A 282-nucleotide genomic window follows, 5' to 3' on the forward strand; every position below is an offset into this window, starting at 1 on the left:
GGTTTCCTCGGGTGCAGATCACTTTCTGCCGTATGGGCGGCGATCCGCTCCTTCAGCTCGTCGATCCCATCGTTGGTAAACGCTGGGTACGCCTCGTCGCCCGAGCCGTGGACCCAGATCAGGCCGTCCTCGGGTTCCATGTCGACGATGATGTCGAACAGGGCGTCAGCATCCTGTCCGAGGTCGGCGGCGACCCTGGCCAGCGTGAACACGGTGCTCACCTTATTGCGCTGCATCGGCTCCCTTCCGTCGCGGCCCGATCGTCTCGTTAGTCTCGAGGCT

1 protein-coding gene is annotated in these 282 nt (G+C 63.5%); it reads right to left on the minus strand.

Features of this window, described 5'->3' with window-relative positions; genetic code table 11:
- The coding region (locus ACLBX8_RS32180; RefSeq protein WP_447716472.1) for a hypothetical protein at nt 1-236 on the minus strand (236 nt) is incomplete at its 3' end.
- Nucleotides 237-282: the final 46 nt, after the last annotated feature.

The sequence above is a fragment of the Methylobacterium sp. D48H genome, from assembly GCF_053345715.1.